4 protein-coding genes are annotated in these 3,580 nt (G+C 63.3%); all 4 read left to right on the top strand.

The window, feature by feature from the left end:
• Positions 1–133: 133 nt before the first annotated feature.
• On the top strand, positions 134–1,219 hold the full coding sequence (locus BZ163_RS00300; protein WP_128869352.1) for a serine hydrolase: 1,086 nt from the start codon (positions 134–136) through the stop codon (positions 1,217–1,219).
• Positions 1,216–1,545, top strand: coding sequence for an amidase (locus BZ163_RS00295; protein WP_128869351.1), 330 nt, complete (start codon positions 1,216–1,218; stop codon positions 1,543–1,545). Before BZ163_RS00300 ends, BZ163_RS00295 begins: the two co-directional genes overlap by 4 nt.
• A gap of 165 nt (positions 1,546–1,710) precedes the next feature.
• Complete coding sequence (locus BZ163_RS00290; RefSeq protein ID WP_128869350.1) at positions 1,711–2,301, top strand: YceI family protein; 591 nt, start codon at positions 1,711–1,713, stop codon at positions 2,299–2,301.
• Position 2,302: 1 nt separating this feature from the next.
• Positions 2,303–3,460, top strand: a complete 1,158-nt coding sequence (locus tag BZ163_RS00285; RefSeq protein ID WP_128869349.1) for a phosphatidylserine/phosphatidylglycerophosphate/cardiolipin synthase family protein — start codon at positions 2,303–2,305, stop codon at positions 3,458–3,460.
• The last annotated feature ends 120 nt before the right edge of the window (positions 3,461–3,580 follow it).

Raw genomic sequence — 3,580 nt, 5'->3', positions numbered from 1 at the left:
GACGATCCCCTGTAGGAGCTGGCTTGCCAGCCGAAGGCGGCCCTAGGCCCCACACAAACTCCCAGAACTGTCATCAACCTCGACTAGGCTCAGCAGGCCAATCCCCCCGAGCCCCCACCCATGTTCAAACGGCTTGCCCCCTGCTGTTCCCTGGCTGCTGCTCAGCCTCCCGGCCCGCGCCGAAAACTGGCCTGGCGCTCAATGGTCAACCGCCCCGGCAGTCACCGGCCCGGCACTGCAGGCCCTGGAGGCTTACGCCTTCCCACCCCGCGACGACACCACCCGCCAAGGCATCCGCACCGATGCCTTGCTGGTGATCCGCGACGGTCAACTGATCTATGAGCGCTACGCCGGCCCGACCACTGCCGACACCCCGCACCTGACCTGGTCTATCAGCAAAAGCCTGATGGCCACGGTCCTCGGCGTGGCCTATGGCGAGGGTCTGTTCAAGCTCGATGACCCGGTGCTGAAGTTCTATCCAGCGATGCAAAAGCACCCGACCATGACCATGGCCGATCTGCTGCACTGGGCGTCGGGGCTGGACTGGCAGGAAGACTATGAATACGCACCGTTGAAGTCGTCGGTGGTGGCCATGCTCTATACCCGTGGCCGCCAGGATATTGCCGCGTTCACCGCTGGCCACGACGGCTACGCCCAGCCCGGCCAGGCCTTCCGTTATTCCAGTGGTGACACCAATCTGCTGTCGGCGGCGCTGAAAACCATTGTCGGTCCGACGCGGTACCCGGACTACCCATGGACCGCGCTGTTCGAACCTTTGGGGATTGACCATGCGGTCTGGGAAACCGATGCCAGCGGCACCTTCGTCGCCTCGTCCTATGCCTACCTCACCGCCCGGGACCTGGCACGGGTCGGCCTGCTGATGGCCCGCGACGGACGCTGGGGCGATCGACAACGGGTGCCCAAAGACTGGGTCGCCTTCAGCCGCACACCATTCGCCCGCTACCAGGCCAATCAGGACGAAGCAGTGCCCGGCGGCCATTGGTGGCTCAATCGCCCGATAGAGAGGGGGGCAACCCCCTGGCCCGACGCTCCCGCCGACACGTTCGCCGCACTGGGTCATTGGGGGCAGGCGATGTACGTGATGCCCGGCGAACGCCTGGTGATCGTGCGCTACGGCGATGATCGCGACGGCAGCTACCGACACAACGAACTGCTCAAGCTCGCGCTCAAGGCCTTTGTCGCGAAGGAGCAACCATGAACCGCCGCGGTTTTGTTCGTCGCCATCCGTTCAACACGTTGTGGTTGATCCTGTCGGTCGTCTTGCTCGGCTGGATCTGGCAGGAGCGGGTGGCGCTGTGGGCATTCCCGGACATCATCAGCGCCTACACCGCCAAGGAATATTGCTCATGCCGGTACGTGATGGCTAACGACGCCGGGTATTGCCGTGGCTATGTAAAGCAGTGGTTGCCCATCAGCGGGTTTACCGATGACGCGGCGAGCAAGCGTGTGACGGTCAGCGGCCTGGGGCGCAGCAACAGCGCGGTGTGGGTTGGTGAGCGGCAGGGGTGTCGCCTGCTGCCCTGAACAGATCGGTTTTTGTAGGAGCATGGATTACCGGCGATGGCGATCTCAATGGTGCCTTCGCTGGCAAGCCAGCTCCTACAGGGGCGATCTTTGGATCTTCGCGGTTTGCAACCCGCCTCAGGGCGGTTAAGGTTCGCTCAGGTTTATTTGCCCCCACGAGTCTCTATGTTCAACCGCTCCCTGTTCAAAACCCTCGCTTTCCTGCTCCTGGCCGGCGCCTCGTTATCGGCCCATGCCAATTGGTACCTGGACGGCGAGTCCTCGCGGCTATCGTTCATCAGCACCAAAAACGCCAACATTTCCGAAGTGCAACGCTTTCTGGTACTGCACGGCAAGGTCAGCCCCACGGGCCTGGCCGAGGTGGAAGTCGAGCTGGAGTCGGTGAACAGCGGCATCCCCTTGCGCGATGAGCGCATGCGCAAGGAGCTGTTCCAGATCCAGACATTCCCCGCAGCGTTGATCACCACGCAAATCGATCTGCGCCCGATCAATGACCTCGCGCCGGGTGCACAATTGGAATTGCGGTTGCCGTTGACGGTCGACCTGCATGGCAAGCAACACCAATACAACGCCGAACTGCTGGCGACGCGCCTTGATGATCGACGTTTTCAGGTGGTCACCCTCGAACCGCTGGTGATCAATGCCGAAGATTTCGACCTGGCACCAGGCCTGGAAAGCTTGCGCAAGGTCGCCGGCTTGTCGGCCATCAGTCTGTCGGTGCCGGTGGGTGCGGTACTGATTTTCACGGCGCGCTGACATGGCCGGCGCAATTTTCCCCTGGCGTGAAGGCAATGCGTTTGAGCTGCTGATCGACGGCCCGCAGTTTTTTCCGCGGATGCTGGTCGCGATTGCCCGCGCCGAAGAACAGGTGGAGCTGGAACTGTACCTGGTGGAGGCGGGCGCCTGTGCCGAAGCCATGGTCCAGGCGCTGGTCCAGGCCGCCGAGCGCGGTGTGCGGGTGCGGTGCCTGTTTGACGATTACGGCAGTCTGGCGTTCACGCTGACCCTGCGACAGCGGCTGATAACCGCGGGTGTCGAGCTGCGGTTCTACAATCGCCTGAGCTGGCGGCGCTGGGTGGGCAATTTCTACCGCGATCATCGCAAGCTGTTGCTGGTCGACCAGTGTCTGGCCGTGGTCGGCGGCACGGGCGTGACCGATGAATTCTGGACGCCGGGCGAAGACATCAGCGAATGGCACGAAGTGATGGTGGAAATCAGCGGTCCGCTGGTCATCGACTGGCAGTTGCTGTTCGATCGCCAATGGATCGCCAACCGCCATCGCCGTGCCTGGAAACCGGCGTCGAACTTCGGTCTGCCGCGTCTGCCGCGCATGCCGTCCATGGGCGAGGGCATGGGCCGGGTCGCGTATGCCGACGCCCGTCAGCACCGGGACATCCTGCAATCGCTGGTTCGCGCGCTGAACAGTGGCCAGCGGCGGATCTGGCTGGCCACCCCGTATTTCTTGCCGACCTGGAAAGTCCGGCGCTCACTGCGCCGGGCGGCCGCCCGCGGCGTCGATGTGCGCCTGCTGCTGACCGGGCCCCGCACCGACCACCCATCGGTGCGCTACGCCGGGCATCGCTACTACCCGCGACTGCTCAAGTCCGGGGTGAAGATCTTCGAATACCAGCCGTGTTTCCTGCACCTGAAAATGGTGCTGATCGACGACTGGGTGAGTATCGGCTCGTGCAACTTCGATCACTGGAACCTGCGGTTCAACCTGGAAGCCAACCTTGAAGCGCTGGATGCGGGGCTGACACGTGCGGTGGCGGCGAGTTTCGAGAAGGACTTTGCCCTGAGCCAGGAGGTCAGCCTCGAGGCGTGGCAACGCCGGCCGCTGTGGCGACGGGTGAAGCAACGGGTGTGGGGATGGGTGGACCGGCTGGTGGTGAACCTGCTGGATCGGCGGGGCTGACATCGGCCCTGAATCTGTTGGGTCGGCAGGGTTGAGATCGCCCCCCTGTAGGAGCTGGCTTGCCAGCGAAGGGGCCATAACATTCAACATCTTCGTTGGACGTTAAGCCGCCTTCGCTGG

The sequence above is a fragment of the Pseudomonas sp. VI4.1 genome (assembly GCF_002029345.1).
GTDB lineage: Bacteria > Pseudomonadota > Gammaproteobacteria > Pseudomonadales > Pseudomonadaceae > Aquipseudomonas.
Note: the sequence above shows the minus strand (reverse complement) of the source record. Positions and strands in the feature narration are given on the sequence as shown.

Bases quoted from the DNA above. Each gene is read 5' to 3' on its own strand.
- BZ163_RS00295 (WP_128869351.1), top strand. From the start codon at position 1,216: ATGAACCGCCGCGGTTTTGTTCGTCGCCATCCGTTCAACACGTTGTGG.
- BZ163_RS00290 (WP_128869350.1), top strand. From the start codon at position 1,711: ATGTTCAACCGCTCCCTGTTCAAAACCCTCGCTTTCCTGCTCCTGGCC.
- BZ163_RS00285 (WP_128869349.1), top strand. From the start codon at position 2,303: ATGGCCGGCGCAATTTTCCCCTGGCGTGAAGGCAATGCGTTTGAGCTG.